This window comes from Bacillus sp. AFS041924 (genome assembly GCF_002577195.1).
In the GTDB taxonomy this organism is placed as follows: domain Bacteria; phylum Bacillota; class Bacilli; order Bacillales; family Bacillaceae_G; genus Gottfriedia.
Genome location: NZ_NULG01000094.1, coordinates 1 through 22,882 on the forward strand (window position 1 = coordinate 1; position 22,882 = coordinate 22,882).

The 22,882-nt window shown below is 30.8% G+C and carries 20 protein-coding genes; 5 read left to right on the forward strand and 15 right to left on the reverse strand.

Going from position 1 to position 22,882, the window contains the following annotated elements; genetic code table 11:
* Positions 1-130 precede the first annotated feature (130 nt).
* Both COC46_RS16595 and COC46_RS16600 read right to left on the reverse strand, forming a co-directional pair.
* Positions 131-568: a VOC family protein gene (locus COC46_RS16595; RefSeq protein ID WP_218012471.1), complete on the reverse strand. Its 438-nt coding sequence runs from the start codon at positions 566-568 to the stop codon at positions 131-133.
* 289 nt (positions 569-857) lie between these two features.
* Entirely contained in the window at positions 858-1,403 is a 546-nt protein-coding gene (locus COC46_RS16600) for a GNAT family N-acetyltransferase (protein ID WP_098811031.1), read from the reverse strand.
* A gap of 187 nt (positions 1,404-1,590) precedes the next feature.
* On the opposite strand from COC46_RS16600, the gene COC46_RS16605 reads away from it, so the two are divergent.
* Entirely contained in the window at positions 1,591-2,007 is a 417-nt protein-coding gene (locus COC46_RS16605; RefSeq protein WP_098811032.1) for a hypothetical protein, read from the forward strand.
* 94 nt (positions 2,008-2,101) lie between these two features.
* Here COC46_RS16605 and COC46_RS16610 read toward each other — a convergent pair whose 3' ends face one another.
* A complete protein-coding gene (locus tag COC46_RS16610; RefSeq protein ID WP_369700063.1) occupies positions 2,102-2,659 on the reverse strand; it encodes a class I SAM-dependent methyltransferase in 558 nt (185 codons plus the stop codon).
* 107 nt (positions 2,660-2,766) lie between these two features.
* A complete protein-coding gene (locus COC46_RS16615; protein WP_098811034.1) occupies positions 2,767-3,327 on the reverse strand; it encodes a GNAT family N-acetyltransferase in 561 nt (186 codons plus the stop codon).
* A 121-nt stretch (positions 3,328-3,448) separates the two neighbouring features.
* On the opposite strand from COC46_RS16615, the gene COC46_RS16620 reads away from it, so the two are divergent.
* Positions 3,449-4,516, forward strand: coding sequence for a pyruvate kinase (locus COC46_RS16620; protein WP_098811035.1), 1,068 nt, complete (start codon positions 3,449-3,451; stop codon positions 4,514-4,516).
* A gap of 323 nt (positions 4,517-4,839) precedes the next feature.
* Here COC46_RS16620 and COC46_RS16630 read toward each other — a convergent pair whose 3' ends face one another.
* The 3 genes from COC46_RS16630 to COC46_RS16640 form a co-directional block, all read right to left on the reverse strand.
* Complete coding sequence (locus COC46_RS16630) at positions 4,840-5,160, reverse strand: YbjQ family protein (RefSeq protein WP_098811037.1); 321 nt, start codon at positions 5,158-5,160, stop codon at positions 4,840-4,842.
* Between the two features lie 163 nt (positions 5,161-5,323).
* Entirely contained in the window at positions 5,324-5,911 is a 588-nt protein-coding gene (locus COC46_RS16635) for an AAA family ATPase (RefSeq protein WP_255294942.1), read from the reverse strand.
* Positions 5,912-6,805: 894 nt separating this feature from the next.
* Complete coding sequence (locus COC46_RS16640; protein ID WP_098811038.1) at positions 6,806-8,026, reverse strand: serine hydrolase domain-containing protein; 1,221 nt, start codon at positions 8,024-8,026, stop codon at positions 6,806-6,808.
* Positions 8,027-8,201: 175 nt separating this feature from the next.
* Between COC46_RS16640 and COC46_RS16645 the strand changes: the two genes are divergently transcribed.
* Entirely contained in the window at positions 8,202-8,828 is a 627-nt protein-coding gene (locus COC46_RS16645) for a trimeric intracellular cation channel family protein (RefSeq protein ID WP_098811039.1), read from the forward strand.
* Positions 8,829-8,890: 62 nt separating this feature from the next.
* Here the strand turns inward: COC46_RS16645 and COC46_RS16650 are convergent, their stop codons facing one another.
* Positions 8,891-9,442, reverse strand: a complete 552-nt coding sequence (locus tag COC46_RS16650) for an NADPH-dependent FMN reductase (RefSeq protein ID WP_098811040.1) — start codon at positions 9,440-9,442, stop codon at positions 8,891-8,893.
* Positions 9,443-9,708: 266 nt separating this feature from the next.
* On the opposite strand from COC46_RS16650, the gene COC46_RS16655 reads away from it, so the two are divergent.
* Positions 9,709-10,623 carry a DMT family transporter gene (locus tag COC46_RS16655; protein ID WP_255294943.1) on the forward strand — a complete coding sequence of 305 codons (915 nt, stop codon included), beginning with the start codon at positions 9,709-9,711 and terminating at the stop codon, positions 10,621-10,623.
* Between the two features lie 867 nt (positions 10,624-11,490).
* Here the strand turns inward: COC46_RS16655 and COC46_RS16660 are convergent.
* On the reverse strand, positions 11,491-14,667 hold the full coding sequence (locus COC46_RS16660; protein WP_098811041.1) for an ATP-binding cassette domain-containing protein: 3,177 nt from the start codon (positions 14,665-14,667) through the stop codon (positions 11,491-11,493).
* A gap of 316 nt (positions 14,668-14,983) precedes the next feature.
* Between COC46_RS16660 and COC46_RS16665 the strand changes: the two genes are divergently transcribed.
* Positions 14,984-16,585, forward strand: coding sequence for a glycoside hydrolase family 10-like protein (locus COC46_RS16665; RefSeq protein WP_098811042.1), 1,602 nt, complete (start codon positions 14,984-14,986; stop codon positions 16,583-16,585).
* A gap of 60 nt (positions 16,586-16,645) precedes the next feature.
* On the opposite strand, the gene recQ is transcribed toward COC46_RS16665, so the two are convergent.
* From recQ to COC46_RS16695, 6 genes are all read right to left on the reverse strand, one after another.
* Positions 16,646-18,757 (reverse strand): DNA helicase RecQ, encoded by a 2,112-nt coding sequence (gene recQ / locus COC46_RS16670; RefSeq protein WP_098811043.1) that lies wholly within the window; start codon positions 18,755-18,757, stop codon positions 16,646-16,648.
* A 42-nt stretch (positions 18,758-18,799) separates the two neighbouring features.
* Complete coding sequence (locus COC46_RS16675; protein WP_098811044.1) at positions 18,800-19,240, reverse strand: YaiI/YqxD family protein; 441 nt, start codon at positions 19,238-19,240, stop codon at positions 18,800-18,802.
* Positions 19,224-19,940, reverse strand: coding sequence for a pseudouridine synthase (locus COC46_RS16680; protein WP_098811045.1), 717 nt, complete (start codon positions 19,938-19,940; stop codon positions 19,224-19,226). Before COC46_RS16680 ends, COC46_RS16675 begins: the two co-directional genes overlap by 17 nt.
* An 84-nt stretch (positions 19,941-20,024) precedes the next feature.
* Positions 20,025-20,528 carry an ankyrin repeat domain-containing protein gene (locus COC46_RS16685; RefSeq protein ID WP_098811046.1) on the reverse strand — a complete coding sequence of 168 codons (504 nt, stop codon included), beginning with the start codon at positions 20,526-20,528 and terminating at the stop codon, positions 20,025-20,027.
* 242 nt (positions 20,529-20,770) lie between these two features.
* On the reverse strand, positions 20,771-21,382 hold the full coding sequence (locus COC46_RS16690) for a pyroglutamyl-peptidase I (RefSeq protein WP_098811047.1): 612 nt from the start codon (positions 21,380-21,382) through the stop codon (positions 20,771-20,773).
* 468 nt (positions 21,383-21,850) lie between these two features.
* Positions 21,851-22,687, reverse strand: a complete 837-nt coding sequence (locus COC46_RS16695) for a protein-glutamine gamma-glutamyltransferase (protein WP_098811048.1) — start codon at positions 22,685-22,687, stop codon at positions 21,851-21,853.
* Positions 22,688-22,882: the final 195 nt, after the last annotated feature.

Genomic DNA, 22,882 nt, shown 5'->3' on the forward strand with positions numbered 1-22,882 from the left:
ATATTTTTCTCTCAGTTAATCCTTTACAGATTGGACTTGTAAGATAACCTGAATCTAAAGCGACTGCTTCTACATTAAACTGAAATTTAATTACAGATGATTGAATAGTTCAAAACTAATTTCTGAAGATTTAAGATTTTCTTTTTCTTAACACTAGTTGCCAAGTAACACCAAAACAATCAGTAACCCAGGTTGCTTTACTAAAATCATACATTTCTACTGGTCCCATGAGCACTTGCCCCTCACTCTTCAACCCATTAAAAATTAGATCGAACTCCGCATCGTCATTGCATTCTATGTAAAATGAAACAGCCCAAGTAAATTTTGGACAAGATTCTTGTTCCATATCTAAAACCATAAAATTCTGACCTAAAATTTCAATGATGCCATTCAGGATTTTTCCTTCTACACCTCTGTCATTATTTGTAATTCTTCTAAGTGATACAATTTTTGAATTAGGAAAAGTACGAACATAATAATTCATTGCTTCTTCAGCATTGCCGCGAAAAGTAAGAAATGGAGTAATCCTTTGCTCTGATATAAACGGTATGACTTGTTCTGATGTCAATTTAAACCCTCCAAACAATTTTTAATGATTTAATTATAGAACTTTATTTTCTTTTGTAAAAGTACATAGTGCGCTATCTCATACTGAACTCGAGAATCAACTTTATACAAAGACTCATAAAGTATCTTTTAATCAATTAATTCGAATATTTATGCTATGAAAAAATTGCACTCTAGATTTTTCTGAAAATTCATTTTATAATAGTTAAAATGTAACTTTTGATAGATTGTTCCTATTAAATTCAATATCAAATAAATAGGAACCATTCAGCTTATTGACTTTTAGAAATTTATTTTTTAAACCTTCCCATTAAGATCGTGTTGTAAAAATTCCCATCAGAAAGTAACTTATCGTTTTTTAATACCCCTTCAATTTCAAAGCCTAGCTTTTCATAAAGATTAATTGCTGTTTCATTTGTTTCTAAAACACTTAAACTAATTTTATGAATTTCATTAGTGTCTGCAAAGGAAATCGATGCTTTTAATAAATTCTTTCCGATTCCGTGTCCCCAATAATCTTTTAAGACACACACACCAAATTCTACTTTATGCGAAAGTCTCTTTAATTGATTACCTTCACATCTAGAAAAGCCTACTATTTTATCTTGAGCCTCAGCAACTAGAAATAAATTTTTTACACTTTCCTTATCTGAAATAATTAGTTCTTCAAAGCCTTTAATGTCAATAAATGCCTCTCCTGCTTCTCTGTCTAAATTTTCTGTTTCACCATCAATTTGTACTCTCAAACTAGATAATTGTTTTGCATCATGAATTAATGCAGGTCTAATAACATATTGAAGACCATTAATCTTAAAATTTTGAGGTTGTATTTTCATATTTTAACCCCTACCTTTTATATCAATTTTCAAATTTGGATAAATTGTATTTCATGTTAAGTTTCTGATTGTGGCAATGCCACATTAATGGAAATTCTAAATACAAATCATATGAAAGATATCATCTTACCTTTAATATTAAAAGTTTTTGCTTAAACTATATTAATATGAAAGAGGTGTATCAAAAATGGAATTTCGTAGCAGTGGTAGACTTTCCAATTTTTTAGTTTCAATCTTGTTTATGATTTGTATGGGCTCTTTACTTTTTTATGTAAATGAACATGGATTTCCTAATACGATAAAGTCATATATTATAATGGCTACTGTTGGGTTAATCTTCTTAGTTTATATCGGTTATATTCATAGTATGGTGATTAGGATTAACGAAAATGGCGTGACATACGAACATTGGGGCTTTAAGCGGACGATTCCAGCTCATCATATTACACGAGTAAATTTACAATATCGTTATAAGGAAACTCCTTCGCATAGTGCTTTTATTGTCATTAACCATCCCGAAGAATCAATTTTTATTCCCTCAATGATGTTTCAAGGTCAAATCGATCGTATTACAAAAGCAATTAGGGATATTATGATATATTAGTAAAAATGACTAAAAGAACTGAAGTGGAGCTTCAGTTCTTTTAGTGTGTTGACAAAGTCCTAAAAATTTGATACTTATTGGAATGATTATTAAATTAAAGTTTTACTGCGTCTACTATTATTGAAGGGAATAAGACTTTCTCTCCATGATTTCTTGGATCATATTTTTTTGAACGGAAAATAACACCATCTTTACCTTCCCAATCGTTCGCTTGAAAATTGCCTTCTTCATCACAATATTCTAGTAGATTAACTTCAAAACCCGCTGTTTCAAACATGTTAACTAGTGTTTTAAAGTTATAGACTATTTTATGGCTTGCAGCAGGATGATCTTTTGGACCTGGTCCACCAACTTTAACGATATTTTGATACGTTTCATCATTAAAAAATCCATCTGGTACCGCACAGCGAATATAGCCTGATGGTTTTAAATATTCATAACAAATTTTAGCAGACTCTATGCCTTCTTCATATGTAAGATGTTCCCAAACATGTTCAGCTAAAATAGCTGTGATTGAATTTTTTTCAAATTTACTTTCCCAAGTAGACTGATCTAATAAGTTAAGCTCTTCTTCTTGAGTTTGAATCCAATTTGGATTATTGTTATATTCCCCTGCTCCAATTACAACTTTTAATTCTTTTTGTTTAATCACCGTTAGATTCACCTCACACTAGATTTTAATCAATTAGTATTATTCTTTATTTGTTATTTGAATTCCTTTATTCAAAGTAGAAAAATGTCAAAATATAGAAATTATGATTAATTTAGATAATCATCCTGGAGCATTCCATATATAGCACAATCTTTATATTGATTTTTAGAATTACGAATCATATGTCGGATGATTCCTTCTTTATTCATACGAACCTTTTCCAAAATTTTACCTGAAGCAGGATTATCAGTATTATGTGCCGCAGAAATTTTGTGAATATTCATCTGTCTAAACCCATATTCTAGAACTGCCTTTAAAGCTTCAGTCCCATAGCCTTGATTCCACCAATTGTATCCAAGGCAATAACCAACTTCACAATTTTCAGTAGCATTATCAAAATTATAAAAATCGATTGCGCCTATTAGTTCACTCGTCGATTTCAATTCGATGCCCCAATAACAAAACTCCTTTGAGGTATAATTTTTTACTATTTCATTAACTCTTTCAATCGTTTCTTCAATGGATTTATGTGCTCCCTTTATTAAATTATCCATCACCCGATCATCAGAAAGCCAGTTGTTAAATATACTTTGTGAATCTTTATGCTCTACTTTTCTAAGAATTAATCGTTCTGTTTCTAGTATAGGTGTTCCTGAATAGTTAATCATTTTCTCGTCCTCTCAAATAATCTTTTAAAAGATAAAACATCTAAAGTACACTTCAGAAAAACAATCAGATTCTTCTACTATTTCTTGGGCATAATAATTCCAGTAAATGGAGGCGATAGATATGACAATTGATCGAATTTGTACGATTGGGCCAGCTAGTTTTGATAAAAAAGTACTGTCTGAATTGATTGAGCATGGTATGACGATTGCTAGGTTGAACTTTTCGCATGGAACGCATGAAAGTCATAAAAATGTGATTGATTTAATAAGAGCAATCAGTTTAGAAACAGGAAAAGAAATCAAAATTTTAGGAGACCTCCAAGGTCCAAAAATTCGATTAGGAAAAATTGAAGGTGAAAAAATTATTCTGGAAACTAATCAAACCTTTACACTCTTAATCGATGAAATGACAGGTGATCAAAATCAAGCGAGTGTTGATTATAAAGGCTTAATAAACGATATAAAAAAAGGAAATCGAATTTTAATTAATGATGGCGGAGTTGAATTATTAGTTGAAAATGTCGAGCAAAATAAGATCGTCACATCTGTCAAAAATGGCGGGGAAATTTCTTCGCATAAAGGAGTTAATTTGCCAGGTGTTGTGACAAGTTTACCCGCTATTACTGATAAAGACCTTAATGACATTGAATTTATTTTGCAAGAAGGTTTAGACTTTATTGCTTGCTCGTTTATTCGACGAGCATCGCATTTACAAGAAATAAGAAGCTTTATGCAATCAAAAAGTGAGAAAAAACCGCGATTAATAGCAAAAATAGAAACTATCGAAGCTATAAAAAATTTCCAAGAAATTATTAAAGAAACTGATGCAATTATGATTGCTCGTGGCGATTTAGGTGTTGAACTTCCTTATCAATGGATTCCTCTATTACAAGGAGCAATGATTCATGAATGTAATTCATCGGGGACTTATGTAATTACCGCAACTCAAATGCTACAATCAATGGTTGATCATTCATTACCTACGAGAGCTGAAGTAACTGATGTATTTCAAGCTGTGATGGATGGAACGAATGCAGTCATGTTATCAGCTGAAAGTGCTGCAGGCCATCATCCCGTTGAAAGCATAGAAACATTAAAACTTGTATCACAATTTGCCGAAACAGTAAAATCAAAATCACCTTTTGATTTTGCTGATATGCTTGAATTAATCGGTTCAACAATGAAATAGGTTTAAAGTTTAATTGCAGAATAAAAAACCAAACACTTGAAACTTAGTCTACATACTGAAACGCCCAAAGAAGGGCGTTTTTTATAGTTGCATTTACTTTTCTCTTTTATAAAAACGTTCACCTGAATCTGGATTATAGTAAACTCTTGTTTTCTCGCCTGTTACGGGATCAATGTTAACTTCGTTAGTTCGTTGAAAGCCGTCTGGAATTTGATTTCCATGATTACGATTGGATCGTTTATCGTAGATAAAATAACCCAGCAATAAACAAATAATAAGAAATAAAATCTGAATTCCATAAAATCCGAAAATAAATGTTTCCACTATATTTTCTCTATCACTACTGCTGTTCCATAAGCGACAATTTCACTCATGTTTTGACCAATTTCACCTGAATCAAAGCGCATCATAATAATTGCATTTGCATCCATTTCACTAGCGTTTTTAGTCATTCGATCCATCGCTTCTTTTCTAGCATCCTCAAGCATTGCAGTGTATTGTTTGATTTCTCCACCGACAAGACTTTTTAGACCAGCAAGAATATCGCCACCTAATCCTCTACTACGAACAATTACGCCAAATACTGGTCCCTTTACCTCAACTAATTTATATCCTTCAATCTTTTCAGTTGTAACTACGATCATTTTATTCACCTCAAAAATTTTTATTAAAACAAAAAATATTTTGTTTTCAACTTTGTTTGTTAAACTATACTAGTAAAAAATGGATTATAAGATTCGTATAGAGTAAATATTCTATACTTATAGGTTAATCCCTTTTTGCTAATGTGGCAATCATATGTATTTATTATATAAGATCATTCTCCGATAAAAATTGTATAACCGTTTTTTCTACTTCAATAACATCTTTTTCATTTACATCTATCAACTTTGTATTAAATTGTTTATACCAATTCTTTTCATATTTATATAATTTCATATTTTGTTCAAATGAATTTCTTCGTTTTGACCAATCATTTTCTCTTCTTGTTTCAAGCGTTTTGATTTCAGCATCTAAGTAAATAATCAAATCAGACCTGCACTTTCTTAGCTGAGTTAATTCATCTTTTAACAAATTTTCTATATCCCATGAATAACCGTTCGCGATCGGAAAAAAGAGTGTGTAGAATTCGATATCTTCAGGACCTCGATCTAAAATGATATGATCGTTGCTTAAATGAATGTAACGCTTAATTTCTGCCTCGATAAACATTCGCTGATTTTTAACAAACCCCTCTAGTGTATGTAGATCAAGCTTTAAATTATTCCTGTTATTAACAATTGGATAAGGGTTTTCATATTTTACTTTAAAATTTTTAAGTTGATTTTCTAATGCTTTCGCTAAAGTCGTTTTTCCTCCAGCCATTCCACCCTGTATTGAAATAATCTTTCTCAATTTATCACCATCCTTCTATCCTTTATTTAGTAAAAAAAGTTAGATTAATCTTATTTCATCATAATATTACCTTCTATTAATTACCTACAATTAATAAATTATGATCCACTATATTATCGTCCATCATGGGGGCTTGTTTCACTACCGCTCCTATTTCAAAAAAAAAAACCGGATTATTTTATGGTTTGTCATGGCAAATGATTGGAGTAGTAAGCATGGAAGTAAAGGGAATTAAACCGCTTAAATTACAAAACAAGACCAGGTTCGATTATTTTATTACATGACAATGGGGATACAGTTGGTGCAGATGAGGAAGCACCTAGACATACAATTAAAGCGTTAGAAAGCTATATATTACACTGTTTAACAAAGCAATATCAATTTGTCATGCTTGATGAATAGTCTATACATCCAGGGTGAGTGGATCCGCTCTCTCTTTTTAATCTGTTTAAATGACTAATTTATTTGTTGTACCTGCAAGGAAATTTTATCATTTAAATCGATCTTTTATTTTTACTCGATTGAACATTTTGTGAAATTGCCTCATATACAAACAAAAAAGACTGACCAAAAGTCATTTTATAAGACTTTTAGGGCAGCCTCTATTAAAATTATTAGAAATTGAACTAAAAATATCATTAACAATTAACTGTACGCTAAAACCTTTATTTAATCGAGTTAATGAAGATTTCATTTGTTCCAAACAATTTGCCTTAAAATGAATTCGATTAAGATAAAATGTCAACTCTTGAATTGATTTTACTGTAACAGAAGCGCCCGCATTTTCAAATATTCGTGAATTCTCTTTCTCTTGACCAGGTGTTGGTTTATATAGAATCGTCGGTAAACTACAAGCAATACTTTCTGATAATGTGATTCCGCCAGGCTTTGTAATTAATAAATCTGATTTTCTATATAACTTTCGATAACATGTTTATAGATAACTTCTGCTAATTCTTTCTCTACTTCAAGTCTAGTATTCGGGTTTAAATCAAACTGACATCCATTCAAAATAAATATGATCCCAAATTGTTTTTCGTCATGCCAATATAAATTGCTGATTAATCCGTATGCTTCACCTGCATGACCGATCATCTCATCATAATTTGGTAAGAAATCGTGACTAATATGAAAACCAAGCCCCATTTTATGAAAAAAATGATTTTTTTCTACTCTAGACCATTGAATTAATTTCATTAATTTTGATGTTTTTGGTTCTAGAATTTGTTTTCCATTTAGACTCCCATCCAACATATGTGCTCTTAAAAATTTACTTAATTCAACCGCTGTTGTCCTAAGTCCCCCTTGTGGTTCAAATAAACCTCCGTGATTACCTATACTATATTGATCCCAGTGGGTTTTCTCATATTCTTTTTGATTTACATCATTGATCGTAATTTTATAATCCTGTGTATCTTTATTTATTTCATAAAGATTTGCCAGTTCATGGTTTTTATTAATATTTGAATATGAGAAAGCTACATTTTTCATCTTTAAAGGTTCAAATATATTTAATTCAATATATTGGTCAAATCGCTTTCTAGTAACTTTTTCTATAATTGCTCCACATATGATGGCACCAATGTTTGAATACACCCATTGAGTTTTATCTCCTGGTTTCCAATTCCCCCAAATTTCCTTTGTATAATATTCTCCATTTTCATTAAGTAAATCTGTTAGATGTAACGAAAAGTTTGAATGTCCTTCTCTTATATACTTTGCATAAACACTGCTTGACTCATCATCTGAGTTAAGTGAAGACGTATGAGTTAAAATTTGTCTCAATGAAATGCATTTGTTTGGAAAATTAGGGTTTCTTACTTTAAATCCTAGATAAACACTAATGTCTTCATCTAAATCGATTAAATTCCTTTCAACTAATTGCATGATTGCAGTTGCTGTAAATAGTTTTGTTATAGAAGCAATTCGAAACATTGTATTTTCTGTAACAGGTTCTTTTGTTGCTAAATTACGATAACCAAATGCATTAGACCAAAGTAGTTTATCTTTAAAAACAGCAGCTGCTTGACAGCCGACAATATTATATTTGACCATTATTGCATGGATTTCTGAAACAAATGCTTTTTCGTCTTGTAATTCGATAATATTTTTCAATTTAGCGCCTCCAAAACTGATTTATTTGAGTCAAAACAACGCAAAAAACTGTAAATTTTCTATGTAGAAAAAATTTTTTTAAATGAAGCGTTTACAAAATTATTTTAATATTGTAATAGGCCTTACCTGTTGCTAAAATGAATCTTATGAAAATGGAATTAAGGGGATAGAAACAATGATATTAATCGAGGTTTTTGTTTATGCAGGTATTATAGCTGCAAGCATTTCAGGTACTTTGGTCGGTATTCAAAAGAAATTAGATTTATTCGGTGTTGTTTTTTTAGCTGCATGTACAGCGTTAGGCGGGGGATTAATTCGTGATATTATTTTAGGTCAAACGGTACCGAATGCTTTTGCAAAACCTCAATATTTTATTGTAAGTACAGTAGTTTCAATTGTAACTTGGTTATTTTATCAACGTACATTGCAGTTCCAATCAACTTTAATAATAACTGATGCGATTGGTCTTGGTGTTTTTACAGCAGTTGGTTCGTATTCAGCAATTGATTATGGTTTAAAAGGTTCATTTTTAATTATTTCAATGGGATTAATCACTGGAATTGGTGGTGGAATCATGCGTGATGTTTTCGCAAGAGAAATTCCATTTGTATTCCAAAAAGAAATTTATGCAATAGCAGCAATAATTGGATCGGTATCAATTTTGTTTACACATGGTGAATTTTCAAAACTACATTCATTGTACATTTGTTTTTTAATTACAACTGCTATTCGAATTATTGCAGTACGATATAAAGTTAATTTCCCTATTCGAAATGTAAATGACAAATCATTTTTACTCTAAGCTTAACATAATGTTAAGCTATTTTTAATGGTCCTAACCAAATGATTAGGACCATTCATATATTACTTAGAAGCACATTTTGATTCTAAGTATTCTTTATATAAAATTTCTTTTTGTACATATTCTTTTAATTCATCCATTACATCAGCAACTTTTGCAAATGCTTCTGGTTTTACAACTGTATCATTTACGAAATCAACTGGATCTAAGACTAATTGTTTCGGTAATGCATTTCCATATACACCACGAATAACTGTTCTCATATTATTTAAAGCGTTAATTCCGCCTTTTCCACCACCAGCTACTGCTAATAAAGAAATTGGTTTTTTCTTAAAGGGCTCTGAGCCTAAAAGTTCAACTAAGTTTTTTAATGCTCCACTCATTGCATTATTGTACTCTGGCGTACAAAGCACGATTCCATCTGCTTTAACTAGTAATTCTTTAATCGCTTTAACTGATTCTAATTCTTTTTGTTCAGCTTCTCCGTTATATAGAGGAACTTGTTCAAATGCTAAATCTAAAATTGAATAATTATTAGACTCTGCAATTTGTTTTGCTAAGAATCTAGTTCTACCATTTGCTCTTGGTGAACCATTTACTACGACGATATTCATTTAAATTCCCCTCACACATTTTAAATTTATTGTCTCTGTATTTTGAAAATCTTTTACCAAAAACTCTTTAAAACTACAAATTATAGTATAAATGAAAACAAAATATTTGCCTAATATTTCATACTGAATTTAAAGAAAACTTAGTCAATAATTTTGAGTTAGTGTAGACGTTAAAGGAATTTTATATCATTGAAATAATAGTTATGTTTAGTATATACTTATTTGACAGAATATTGAGATTACAAATGAAACGGATGTGATACATATTGGGGAAATTGACTGTAAATAAAAAGGCGACAATTAGTATCATTTTTGCAATGGCTACATTCGGAACAGTAGGTTTCGTCGCACCTAAAACTGGTTTGAAAGCTATAGATTTAGTTTTTATTAGATGTGCGTTTGCAAGCATATTTTTAATTTCTGTCTGGTATTTTTCAGGATTAGCAAAAAAAGAATCATTTAATAAGAAAGATATAACACTTTCGTTATTTAGTGGGATCTTATTAGTTTTAAACTGGGTATTTTTATTTAAATCATTCGAAAATCTATCAGTTACAATCTCAATTTCAATCTATTACTTAGCTCCAGTTATTTTATTCTTATTAGGAAGTTTAATTTATAAGGAAAAAATTACACTCGTTCCTTTACTAGGAGTATTAAGTAGTTTTATAGGATCAATCCTTTTATCCGGTATTAATTCTGATTTTACAATTGATAAATTCCTTTCTTCTGGTGTAATTTGGGCATTTCTTGCTGCAATCTTTTATGGATTTTTAATGATTGTAAATAAAGGAATTACACAAACAAGCTCGTACTTTACTACACTACTTCAGACAACATTAGGCTTTCTATTATTAATCCCTTTTGTAAAATTTGGTTCTTTTCAGCATTTGAATCTTGAAAACTGGAGTTTTATTTTAATTATTGGATTTGTACATACGGGCATCATTTATGCATTATTTTTTGGTAATATTCGATTTTTACCTTCTAATATGATTGCTGTTTTAACATTCTTAGATCCTGCAGTTGCGATTGTATTAGACACAGTAATTACTGGATTTAAGCCAACAACAACACAAGTAATTGGAATTTTCATGACATTTATTGGTATTGCTTTAATTTTGTTATTGAATTCGCCAAAAAAAGTATCACAAAATTCAAATGAAAAAATTGCAAACTAGTTAAACACCGCGAAAAGAACTGTAACTTCATTGTCAAATTATTCTAAAAGGACTATAATGAAATCATAAAGAATATACTAAAAAGGGATGTGCTGTGAACACACCCCTTCCGAGTAGTAATTGTAAAGTTGCTTTCCTCGGATCCCAGTGAAGAAATAATCACCACAACCATTCGAGGGGTAGGGTGGTTATTTTTTTTTGCTAATAGAAATGATAATACCGATTATACTCAAGATTACAGTTGCAGTTATTCCAACACATTGAATAATTAAATTTGCAATCTCATAACCAGTCACCTTACCACCTCCCTTCTTAGCGAAGAAAGGCACCTACCACAACTCTACTCTACCTAATTTTACCATAAGTATATCCAAAGCACCAGAATGTATGTTCTGTTTTTTTAGTATACAAATGAAATGATATAGAGAATTTTTTAGTTATAAAAGTAATATAAAAAACTCACTTGTAATTTACAAATGAGCTTATAGATTAATTTATTATATTAACAATTATTAATTTAAAAGATATGTCATCAAGAAAATTACAAATACTGTTAAACCCGCTGATATTTTTAAGTTCCTACCTAAATTTAAATGATTCACCATATCTCCTACTTTCATTTTATATATTGTTTTTTGATTTATTATTCTTCTATTATTTTTAATAATTTTTAGAAAAACCTTTTTGCTACAAATCTATAGTACTAAATATTCTGTTTTATTACCATGTATAAATTGTGAACTATATTCTATGTAAGTTTTCCAACAATTCCAACCGTTATATTGACATATTTATTTAATCATTAAAAGTTATATTTAAAACAAAAAAACTCATTTCGAATTTTCGTTGAAATGAGCTTTTTTGTCGTTAATTATTTTGAATCAAACATTGATATACTGCCATCATATCTTTTTTATTTAATTCCCTTATGCGATTAAAAATTGGAATATCTTTAACATCTTCTGATGATAAGTGATCTGGAACAATATCACATACTTTACCAGTAAGCCATGTTTGAACGTCTACTCCTTCAACAAGCTGTTGACGTCCATTCTCATTAATCCCACTAGCTAAACAGCTAACACATGGAATAGTTAATTTATGTATCCCATCATGAAGATTATCTTCAGAGATCACTTTTTTCCCTTTACAGAAAGGACAAGGATTACTTGCTTTTACTTTATTAATTAGTGTAACAATTTTTTTATATCCAAATGCTTCATAAACATATGTTAATTTTTTGAATTTACCATTTGTGAAATATTTGTCAATAATATCTTCTCTAGTTTCAAATATATCTTTAAAATCAGTGATTGTTACTAAGTTTTTACTGCTTATTTCTTCAATATTCGCTTTCAAACGATCCCAAAATGGCAATGCATTTTGTAAGACTATTTCATATCCAACAAAACTTGCTTGTTGTATTTCAAGCATTTTTAAAGCAACTTGTTGCTCTCGAGTAAGTAATGAAGCGTCTACTGTCAAATTAGTGTTAGTGTCTCCACCTACAATCGATTTTATTTTTTCTAAGACTGGCAGCTGGCCAACTGTTTTAATTACTTGATCTACAGGTTGATTTATTATTTCACGAATATCACATTCACCGAACATTAATTTTTTGCGGTGGTTTAATACTGTACCATCACAAATTGGACATAAGACTTGTTCTTTTGAAGTTTTCATACTCTCTTTAATAGATGATTTGGAAATAGACATATATCTTCCAATAATAATATTAAAGCCTTCCCATAATCTTTGCGTCTTACCTGCTTTGTCGTAAAACGTTTTATCCCAGTAACCATATAAAAAAGTATGTTTCTCTGCTTCAGACATCTCATTATAGCTTTTACTAATATCCTGTCCAAGTTCCTTTTTAATTTCATCAAAAAGGAATTGTAATTTAGGATATTGGTAATATTTTAAAACTTCCATTACATCAGGATGTAATAAACCTTCCCAAAATGGAACCTTTTTGTCTTGAATGACAACATCAATATCAAACTTTTCTATTACTCGACGACCAGAGCAGGATGGACAATGATTTTCTTGGGTATAAAAGTCAAAACTTCTTGTATCTTTGTTAGTCGGATGTGAGGCTACAATCTGATTAATTAGTCCGCCAATTTCATATAAAAATGTATATTGACTATATAAGTGTCTTTCTAAATCAATTGCGATAACTGGAACAATCGCATCAGATTCATATTCTCCATAAATAAGTCTTGCCATTGATGAAAGACTTTTTAAAATTCCACCTTTATAGATGTTTTCTGCATTTTTAAAATAATTTATATGATTTTCTTGTATATAACGAACTCCATTTTGTACCTTAAGGGCTGATGGAATATGCGTTTGACGCTTTGCTTTATTTGTTTTTTTATGATTAAAATAGTCATCATGACTGACAACATCTAGTTGTTCAACAGGAGTGATCTTTCTTTTGCCAAAATCTACTATATAATCTGAGCTTTCTAACATATATGCATTATGTTCAATCATCATTATGGTGATCGATTCATCTTTTAGAATTTCTCGAACACTATCGATGAATTGATTTAAAATATTTTGTGATAAACCTTTTGACGGTTCATCAAAAATGAATAGTGTATGTGGATTTCTTGAATTCGAAAATAATTCAGAAACTAAATGGACACATTGAAATTCACCAGTTGATAGTGTTTGTGTTTTTCTTTCTAAGGTAAGATAGCCAAGACCGAGTTTGATTAGTAAGCTTAATCGCTTATGTGCGATATCTTCGTTCGGAAGTTCCTCAATAATATCTTCGATTGAGCGTTGGAAAATATCATCAATTTCATCACTATATTTTGTTAGCTTTCTTTTTATATCTAAAAATGTAGCAACTGTTGAACGACTCGTAATTGATTGGTTGCGATCCTGTCCAACCATCACTAATTTATCTTTTGGATATCGCTTAAAAAAATCTCTAGACATACACTCATTTACAAGAGTTGATTTACCACATCCAGACTCACCGGTAAATGTTATTAGTCTATTTTTAGGGATTTGAATTTCTGGAATTTGGATATTACGACAATGTAAATCTTTAAATTCATAATACTCACTTGGCATATCCTGATTTCGTTCCCAATAAATAGGCTTTGGTCGCGGAGATTCCTCTACTATTTTCCCTCCATATTTACCACTTCCAGGTCCGAAAAATACTTGATCATCTGTCGCGTTTAGCACTGTATCGGAATGGTCAATTAACCATATTTGGTTTTTAAATCCTAATTCTTTTATCTCATCTAAAATTCTATTTAAAGTTTCATGATCAAGACCAACCGAAATTTCATCAATAATAATAGTTGTATTTTCACTAGTTGCCATAAATTCGGCTAAGTAAAGTCGAGTTAATTCTCCACCAGATAAAGTTCCGGTAATTCGATTTAATGATAAATAACCAATATTCATTTTAATTATATTATTAAGTAAGTGCCGTTTTGCTTCGCTAATATGTAATTCATCTGCAAGAGATAAGATTGTTTCTACACTTAAGTTATTAATATCTGAAATAGAATGTGGTCGCTCAAATACCTCAATTTTATATTCCTCAACTTTTTGATTATAACGATTTCCTTTACATTTTTTACATTCTACATTTTTCGTAATGCCGCGACCTTTACAATCAGGACACCAGCCTAATTCATTATTGAATGAAAAAACTTCAGGAGATTGATTAAATATTTCTGCAAGCCTTACACGGATGTCTTTAAAAACACCAGTATGAGTTCCAAGTGTAGAACGTGGATTAGTAGAAATAGAAGATTTACCAAGAAAAAGTACTAATGGCACTTCTTCCATTTTAATCGCACTAAAGTTTGTTTCCATAATGTTTGGAAATAAATATTGATATTCTGCCTTTGGTAATAAAGAAACTAGTCTCTTCTTTGATTCCTCACCAATTGTTTGACAAAAAGTTGTTTTACCAGAACCAGATAATCCTGCAATTCCTAACGAGTGATTCTCGGGTAAAATTGCATCTAATTTATTAATATTATTTGCAATTAATTGACTTATTTTCAAATTTAGATCCTCTCTTGTCTCATAATATTTAGATTAATTATGTATGTTCATTCCTTATATGACCTTTAATAGATACAAATATACTTACTTTATTTATTTTAACAATTTTAGACAATTCAATCTATATTCGGTTAATAATAAAATGTTTTATAGAGGTAAGATTTCACTAAAATTTCAATAAACCGAAATTTAATTTCTTAATTTTTAAGATTATTTTGAAATTTTATTTCATTTTTTATAGACAATACTTTCCAACTTTGGTAGTTTAATAGTATGTAAGCGCTACTAATATAATAGAAAGTAAGGTGGAACACTTATGAAGAAAAGAAAACTTGGAAAATATGCGATTGCTGCAACTGTAGGTGCATCTCTATTATTTCAACAAATTCAAATTGTTCAAGCTGAATCTACTTCACAGTATTCAGTCCCTCCAAAGCATGAACTACGAGCAGCTTGGATTGCATCAGTTACAAATATTGATTGGCCATCAGCAACTGGATTGTCTGAAATGCAACAAAAGTCGGAGTTTATTAAACTATTAAACGATGTAGAAAAAATGGGGATGAATTCAGTCGTTGTACAAATTAAACCGACGGCTGATGCCTTTTATCCTTCTGAATATGGTCCTTGGTCTAAATTCTTAACTGGTACACAAGGTAAAGATCCAGGTTATGATCCCCTTGCATTTATGGTTGAAGAAGCACATAAACGTAATATTGAATTTCACGCTTGGTTTAATCCATATCGTATTACAATGCCACGTACTACACCAGGTGATGCGACATTAGACGACTTAAATACTTTAGCCGAAAATCATCCTGCAAGAAAACATCCTGATTGGGTAATTCCATACGGAAAGCAATTATATTTTGATCCAGGTAATCCTGATACTCGTCAATTTATTATTGATGGAATGATGGAAGTTGTAAAAAAATATGATATCGATGCAGTACATTTAGACGATTATTTTTATCCATATCGTATTGCGGGTCAAGAATTCCCTGATCGAGTTTCATATGAAAAATACGGTAAAGAAAAATTTGCTAATATAGATGATTGGCGTCGTGACAATGTTAATCAATTCGTAAAACTTCTTCATACTTCTATTAAAAATGAGAAATCTTATGTAAAATTTGGAATTAGTCCATTTGGAGTTTGGCGAAATATAGCAAAAGATCCTACTGGTTCAAATACAACAGCTGGTCAAACAAATTATGATGATCTTTTCGCAGATACGAGAGAATGGATTAATAAAGATTATCTAGATTATATTACACCTCAAATTTACTGGAATATCGGATTTGATGCAGCCGCTTACGATACTCTTGCAAATTGGTGGTCCAATGAAGTTAAAGGCAAGAATGTAGATTTATATATTGGACAAGCTGATTACAAAATTAATGCTAACAATGAAGCGTGGGCAAAGCCTGACGAATTACCAAATCAAATTGCTTTAAATCGTACAATTCCTGAAATAAAAGGAAGTATGCATTTTTCAATTAAAGACTTGAATCGAAATCCACTTGGAATTAAAGATCGATTAAGTGGGGATGTATATAAAACTAAAGCGTTAATTCCTTCAATGCCTTGGTTAGATGATCAAGCACCAAAGAAACCAAAATTTGATAAAGCTGTTCGAACAAATGATGGCATTCAGCTTACTTTAAATACTCATCCAAACGATAAAGATGTTTCCTATTATGTTGTTTACCGTTTTGATGGATCTCATAGTGGTAACATTAATGATCCAAGAAATATCTTAACGACTGTTCGCAAATCAGACAACGGGAAAACATCATATATCGATACAACAGCCATTAAAGATCAAGATTATACTTATGAAATAACTGCAGTTGATCGTCTTCATAATGAAAGTAAGGAAAGTAAACAAATTAAAGTAAATGCTATTAAGAAATAATCTAAAAGTTAAAGAGCTTCCAATTCTACATGGAAGCTCTTCTCATTAATGAATTTTTTATTAAGTTACAGATTTCATAAGCACTGCTTTTATCATAAAATAACTAATCTCTGCAGGTAATTCATCCTTTATTGGTCTTAATTTTTCACTTCCAACTGTATTGATTACTTCTTTGATTTGTTTTTCAATATCATATGGAACGATTTCATCCCAATCAAAATGATGATCCTCCATTGCACCTTGCAGAATATGATTTTCTACTGTAGTTGTATTTAATCCTCTTTCTTTTGCAATTTCAGAAATTGTAAGTCCGTTTTGATAAGATTCATAGGATATTGTGTGAGAAGGTACTTTTTTTATTGCTGAAGCTTTTGGTATTGTTGTCCCTTCTTCAATCTGATTTTCTTCTTTATAGTTCTTAATCACTTCTATAAATTGCTTACCAAATTTTTGCTGTTTTTGTAATCCAACACCTTTTGCTTTTAGGAACTCATCCTCAGTTGTAGGAAGTAAATTACATAAATCTCTTAAAGTACTATCAGAAAAAACGACAAATGGTGGTACACCAAGCTCAGTAGCAATTTCTTTACGCAAACTACGTAATTGATTAAATAAATCATTATCTACGGTTGATGTTTCAGTAACTTTAATCTCTTCTTTTTTCATTACTTTAACTTTATTTAATAGTACTTCCCTTCCACTATTTGTTACTGTTAATAACGGGAATTTACCACTTGTAACACCAATATATTGTTCAGATGTTAAATAATCAATTAAATCTCCCACATTTTTAAGCGTTCGATCTCTGAATAATCCGTATGTGGTTAATGTATTAAAATTAAAGTCTAGTAATTTTTTATTCGTTGAACCGGTTAAAACTGATGCAACCATCGTTTTACCGAATCTTTCTCCCATTCGGATAATACATGATAAAACAATTTGGGCATCGATTGTAATATCAATTGAAGTTCGTTGATCAATACAATTACTACATTTACCACAGGTGTGATCATTTTCATCACCAAAATATCTTAATATAAATGCCTGTAAGCAGGTTTCACAATAACTATAATCCTTCATAGATTGTAGCTTCGAAATTTCTTGTTTTAGTCTTGATTGATCAAAGGTTGATTGCTCAATTAAAAATCTTTGTATTTGTACATCTTGTGCATTAAAAAGTAAAATGCATTCACTTTCTAATCCATCTCTGCCCGCTCTTCCAGCTTCTTGATAATAGCTTTCCATATTTTTAGACATTTGATAATGGATGACAAATCGCACATTACTTTTATCAATTCCCATACCAAAGGCATTTGTTGCAACCATAACATTGATATTATCTTGTAAAAATGCATCCTGTTGTTTTGACCGCTCTGCATCGCTTAATCCTGCATGATATTTACCAACTGAAATACCGAGTTTTAAAAGTTTATTTGTTACATTATCTACTTCTTTCCTAGTAGCAGCGTAAATAATGCCAGATTCGTTTTTATTTTGCTTTATGTAATTCGAAATATAGTCTAATCGATTTTGTCCCCTAATGACTTTGAATGACAAATTTTCTCTTTCAAAACCTGTGATGATTGTAGTTTCCTCGTTAATTCCTAATTGATTACAAATATCTGATTTAACTTGAGGTGTTGCAGTGGCAGTAAGAGCTAATATTGTTGGATTAGTTGGTAGCTCTTGAATCAAGTTTTTTATACGCAAGTAACTTGGTCTAAAATCATGTCCCCATGAAGAAATACAGTGAGCTTCATCAACTGCTACAAGTAAAATCGGTAATTTTTTTAATTCATTTATAAAGCTCTCTGACTCTAATCTTTCAGGAGCTACATATAGAATTTTGTATTCACCATAACTTAAATCCATCATTCTCTCATTTACTTCATGATATGATAGTGAACTATTAATAAATGTGGAAGGTATACCTACTTGTTGCAATGCATCTACCTGGTCTTTCATTAAAGAGATTAAAGGAGAAATGACGAGGGTTACTCCTTGAAGAATTGTCGCTGGAATTTGATAACAGATCGACTTTCCACCACCAGTTGGCATAATGCCCGCGGTATGTTTACCAGATAAAACTCGTTCAATAATTTGCTCTTGTCCGGTTCTAAAGTTTTCATAACCAAAATACTTTTTTAGATTTTCTCTTGCTAGTGATAACATGCTTACCTCCTTTTTACTTTTTATAATTACTACACTATTTTACTATAAAGTAATGGAACTAAGTAGACTTCTTAAGCCTTTTTCAAAATTTGCATTATCTTCTTTTTGACGTTTTTTTGGTCCCTTCACTCTTCCACCAGCATTTCTAATTTTCTTAGAAACATATCGGGTATGTAGTAACGAATCGATATTTTCATTTGTATATTGAAAGCCATTCTGATTTAGTACATATGCCTGTTTTGATAAGACCATGGCAGCAAGTCCATAATCCTGTGTAATAATGACATCTCCTTTTGAAACTCGGTTGACTAACGCAAAGTCAACAGCGTCTGCGCCTTGTGAAATGACAATTGTTTTTGCACCTTCTCTTTGCATAATATGAGCAGTATCACATAATAAAAGGACATCTATATTAAATTCAGCTGCAATGTTTATTGTTTCTGTAACGACTGGACAGCCATCTGCATCAATTAAAATTTTCATTTGACTCTTCCTCTTTCAATTGGTCTTTTAAATGAATTAACTCTTTTTCCGTTAAATTCCTCCATTTGCCTATTTCTAGATTTTCCAATTGGATATTCATAATTCGAATTCTCTGTAATTTAACGACTTTAAAACCAAAGCTTTTTGCCATCTTTCGAATTTGTCTATTTAAACCTTGTGTTAAAATAATTCGAAATGTATATTCATCAATCATCGAAACTTTACATCTTTTTGTTACTACATTCCCAACGAGAACGCCATTTGACATGCCATTAATAAATTCTTCGTCAATTGGATGATCGACAGTGACAATATACTCTTTTTCGTGACCATGTTCACTATGTAAAATTTTATGCGCAATAGGACCATCATTTGTAAGGATAATTAGTCCCTCAGAATCTTTATCTAGCCTTCCAATTGGAAAAAGTCTCTTTGGATAATTTACAAAATCGATAATATTCCCTTCAACAGTACGTAAACCAGTACAAGTAATACCTACAGGTTTATTTAAAATGATATAGTCTTTTTCACTTGTTAATTGAATCACTTCATCATTTACTTGTACAATATCATTTTCTTCAACTAAGCTGTTTTTTTCAGCAATTAGACCATTAATTTTTACTTGTCCCAATGCAACTAGTCGTTCTGCAGCTCTTCTAGAACAATATCCTGAAGCGCTAATAAAAACATTGATTCTCAATACGTATTCCTCTTTTTCTAGACTTTTTCTTTATCATAACAAAAAGTGTTGTGATAAAACAGCATTCACAACACTTCTATCAACTTAAATTGTCACTTCTTTAATGAAACTAATAAATTCTGAATTCCCACGTTCTTCAGCAATTTCGAGAGGAGTTTTACCAGAATTGTTATTTTTAATTTTAGCTCCGTTCATTATCAAAAGCTTAGCAATTGCAATATTCCCTTCAAATGCTGCAATATGTAAAGCCGTATGACCTTCACTATCAGTAATATTCGGATCTGCACCATTAGTTAATAGAAATTCAATAACTTCTTTCGATTTAGCACCTGCAATTGCTGCATGTAGAGCAGTATTTTTCGGTATAAATGAAAGCTTAGAATGTGATATAGCGTTAATTTTCGCACCGTGTTTTACTAAGGATTTCACTACTTCAAACTGACCAAAATGTGCCGCAATACCAAGTAATGTTAGTCCATGCTCATTTTCTTTATCAATTAAACCTTGCTGTTTGTGCAATATTTCCTTAACCTTGTTAATTTCTCCTTTTTCTGTTGCATCAAATAACTTAGTCAGTAAATCTTCCATCTTAACCCTCCTTATTTCTACATTTAATTTGTAAACATTTCAAAATATATGAAGCTTTTTATTTAAAATTCTCGCCTCATCTAGTTCAATTGGTATTAATTGAATTGTATTTCCTTGTTGTAAATGTACAATTTTCCAAAGCTCTGAAAATATAACGGATGTTTCTTAGCCTCCAGTAGTTTGAGAGTCTTCTAGTAAGATTATTGGTTGTCAACCTATTGGAAGAAATAGTCATTTTTGGTTTAGTCATTTCTACTAATAACTTCTATTACAAGCCTAATTGCATTCGTCAAATCACTCTGTGACCAACTTGGTAACTTTCGGTCAATTACTGCTAGCTCATGAGAAGCAGGTATATGGATAAAACCACTTGGAATTTGTTTTCCTAATTTCTGTAGTTCATTTAGCATTTGATACATAACGTTATTACACAAATAAGTCCCGGCAGTATTTGAAATTTCTGCAGGTAAATTACGTTCGTTTAATTCATCAACAATGATCTGAATTGGAAGTGTTGTAAATAATCCATCTTGTCCTTCTGGATCAATTTTTGAACCTACATATTTATTTCCCTTGTTATCTGCAGCACCATCATTACAATTAATCGCAATTCGCTCTGGCGTTATTTTATATCTTCCACCGGCTAAACCTAATGAAATGACTGCAGAAGGATTATAAGTATGGAATAAATTTAGTAACTCATTACCAGCTGTATTAAAATCTACAGGTAAAACTTTGCCGATTATTTGATAAGAACCGACGACCTGACCATTTAATTCTTTCACTATTTCTTCAGTAGGATTAATTGAAAAGTTCAAAAAAGGTTCAAAACCTGTTAACAATAATGTATTCAAGAGATCTCAGTCCTTTGGTAAAATTTATATAGTAGAATACTTCTACAAAATCATTTTGATTTCCTTTCAAATTAAAAAGTTTAGGTATGACATAATAAGTTGCTATGTATGATATTCTTCTCTTTCAAAAATGGAGCTACTTTCTTAATTTAAAATTGCCTATATTTAAGTTTGTTCTTCTACTAAAATAGGGTTTTGGGTAACTGTTTTACTATTAATAACTAAATAATTCATTATTTTAGATTTAGTACGGTACGTGAAATTTTATTATTATTTTTTTAATGTGTTCTTTTACTATTTGTTTCTTATGCATTTCTCTAATTAAATAACTATAAACAAATAGAAGGGATCGCTTATTCGCAATCCCTCCATCTTAATTTCACTATCTAATACCGTTAGTTGAAATAAGTTGTTGTAGTTTTTTATTAATTTTCTTCTTCACAATTATTTTAATTGCCTTAACTTTTTTTAAAAATAAGTGAACAAATTTAACAAGTACTGATGATAATCAAATGAAATCGAACTTTCATTATGATGGACGATTATACTCTTCTTTTTATTAACTACATGGTCTCGTTGCCAATTCGATAATTGGGCCAAATGTTTAAAATTCGGTCTTGTAACTAAATTACTCATGTAGGCTGACCTGAATGATCCTGGTCTTCTCCTTTGATTAAGGGCATAAATCATTTGTTCGGCTGTGAATATTCCTAAACCATGTCCAAAATACGTCCCATCTCCTAGAACAACGGCATTTTCTCCTCTCCACTCAGGGGTTAGTGGATTAAAATCTGGATTTTGAAAATATACGACATCACCGGGGTAAAAGATGTCTGAATATGCATTGATACCTAAGTCGGGATCAGCATGCCAGCCGTATAAATAAATGCGTTGAAAAATCTGATTAAATAAGTTTTCACCTATAAGATTTAGAAGTGCATGGTAATAGATAATGACCATAGCCGTTGCACATTCAAAAGCATAATATGAACTGTTATAGTAAATATCTTTAATCGCGTCGGAAGGTTTTACACCTTGCCTCAATAGGAATCCTCCTGTTCTCATTAATTGCCAGTACATTGGATTACATCTAGACCTTTGAAAAATTGCAAAACGCAATCTACTTTTATACATAGCTCTTGCACTTAAAATGATATTTTTTCGCAACATACTTTCAAACTCATTAATAGATCGATATTCATATTCGGTTGGCTTTTCATTCATCTGTTGAATTATTAAATTTACAAAACTGTCTGATGGCCCCGGATTATTTTGTTGAATTGGCATCCCCGAAAATTGATTCATAATATACCTCTTTTCAACATCAAGTATTAATTCTCATGTATACTCATCATATTCAAAAATCGTTTTGAAGTGTATAAATGCTATTTAGTCGCATATGAAAATCAACTTTAACTTAGCCTTAAATTTAATTTACTGACAAAAAAAGAGCTTAAGTCTCTCTTTATTTAATGAGAAACCTAAGACTCTAATTTAACT

Excerpts from the sequence above, each read along its gene's own strand:
- COC46_RS16600 (WP_098811031.1), bottom strand. The coding sequence starts at position 1,403 with ATGAAAATACAACCTCAAAATTTTAAGATTAATGGTCTTCAATATGTT.
- COC46_RS16605 (WP_098811032.1), top strand. The coding sequence starts at position 1,591 with ATGGAATTTCGTAGCAGTGGTAGACTTTCCAATTTTTTAGTTTCAATC.
- COC46_RS16615 (WP_098811034.1), bottom strand. The coding sequence starts at position 3,327 with ATGATTAACTATTCAGGAACACCTATACTAGAAACAGAACGATTAATT.
- COC46_RS16620 (WP_098811035.1), top strand. The coding sequence starts at position 3,449 with ATGACAATTGATCGAATTTGTACGATTGGGCCAGCTAGTTTTGATAAA.
- COC46_RS16630 (WP_098811037.1), bottom strand. The coding sequence starts at position 5,160 with ATGATCGTAGTTACAACTGAAAAGATTGAAGGATATAAATTAGTTGAG.
- COC46_RS16645 (WP_098811039.1), top strand. The coding sequence starts at position 8,202 with ATGATATTAATCGAGGTTTTTGTTTATGCAGGTATTATAGCTGCAAGC.
- COC46_RS16650 (WP_098811040.1), bottom strand. The coding sequence starts at position 9,442 with ATGAATATCGTCGTAGTAAATGGTTCACCAAGAGCAAATGGTAGAACT.
- COC46_RS16665 (WP_098811042.1), top strand. The coding sequence starts at position 14,984 with ATGAAGAAAAGAAAACTTGGAAAATATGCGATTGCTGCAACTGTAGGT.
- recQ (WP_098811043.1), bottom strand. The coding sequence starts at position 18,757 with ATGTTATCACTAGCAAGAGAAAATCTAAAAAAGTATTTTGGTTATGAA.
- COC46_RS16675 (WP_098811044.1), bottom strand. The coding sequence starts at position 19,240 with ATGAAAATTTTAATTGATGCAGATGGCTGTCCAGTCGTTACAGAAACA.
- COC46_RS16685 (WP_098811046.1), bottom strand. The coding sequence starts at position 20,528 with ATGGAAGATTTACTGACTAAGTTATTTGATGCAACAGAAAAAGGAGAA.
- COC46_RS16695 (WP_098811048.1), bottom strand. The coding sequence starts at position 22,687 with ATGAATCAATTTTCGGGGATGCCAATTCAACAAAATAATCCGGGGCCA.